This window comes from Achromobacter sp. 2789STDY5608615 (assembly GCF_001298995.1).
In the GTDB taxonomy this organism is placed as follows: domain Bacteria; phylum Pseudomonadota; class Gammaproteobacteria; order Burkholderiales; family Burkholderiaceae_B; genus Achromobacter; species Achromobacter insuavis.
This window is the reverse complement of record NZ_CYTY01000038.1, coordinates 57,082-58,152: the sequence shown is the minus strand read 5'-3', so window position 1 is coordinate 58,152 and position 1,071 is coordinate 57,082. Positions and strand designations below refer to the sequence as shown.

Genomic DNA, 1,071 nt, shown 5'->3' with positions numbered 1-1,071 from the left:
GCACGCCCGACAGCATCACCGTGCTGGGCTGGCACGACAGCGGCAAGCGCGCCGTGGCCGCGCAGGCGCCGGTCAACCCGGCCAGCGGGCAGGACGACGCGGCGGGCCTGGACTGGTACGAGATCGCCGGCCATGGCGGCTTTGCCGACGAGGCGCAGGCCCGCCGGCAGGCGAACCTGGCGCGCGAGGCCGTGCGCGCCCGCGCCGAGACTTTCGCGGGCCGCGGGGTGGTGCGCACGTTCCGCTCGGGCACGCGCTTCACGCTGCGGGACCTGTCGTCGCTGGGGCCGGCGGGCGAGGTCGGCTTCGAGCCGGTGTTCGCGCTGGACTGGATCGAGCATGTGGGCATCAACAACCTGCCTGCGGAAACTCAGGCTTCGCTGTCGCAGCGGCTGGGCGGGCTGGATGCGTATCTGACGCTGGACGGTGCGCCGCAAGCTCCTGATCCGGAAGTATTGGCCAAGGCGCGCGAGGTCGGCTACGCCAACCGCTTCGAGGCGGTGCGCTGCGACCGGCCGTGGCGGCCGCAGCTGGCGCACCGGCGCGGCGCGCGCCTGAGCGGCGCGCCGTCGGTGCACGGCGTGCACACGGCGGTCGTGACCGACGCCGAGGGCGGCACGCAAGCGAAAGAGCAGGACGAGATCCTGCGCAACAAGCGCGGCGACGTGCGCATCCGCTTCCACTGGCAGGCCCACGCGGCCGACGGCGAGGCCGCCAGCCGCTGGGTGCGGGTGGCGCAGCGCCAGTCGGGCGCGGGCATGGGCATCAGCTTCGTGCCGCGCATCGGCCAGGAGGTGCTGGTGCGCTTCCTGGACGACGACATCGATCAGCCCATCGTGGTGGGCGCGCTGTACAACGGCCGCGGCGAAGGCGGCACGCCCGCCACGCCGGGCGGACGCCCGGGCGCCAAGGCCGACACGCAGGTCTACGCCGCCGCGCGCGATGCCGCGCCCAGCGCCCAGGCCAACCTTGCTGCGGGCAACGCGCCGGCCTGGCATGGCGCGGCCGGCGGCGACGAGAACCACCGCAACGCGGCCGCGTTGAGCGGCTTCAAGAGCAAGGAGTTCGGCG

1 protein-coding gene is annotated in these 1,071 nt (G+C 74.4%); it reads left to right on the top strand.

Features of this window, described 5'->3' with window-relative positions; genetic code table 11:
- Nucleotides 1-1,071, top strand: a 1,071-nt coding sequence (locus AOZ49_RS25365; protein WP_197286777.1) for a type VI secretion system Vgr family protein, incomplete at both ends; no start/stop codon positions are given.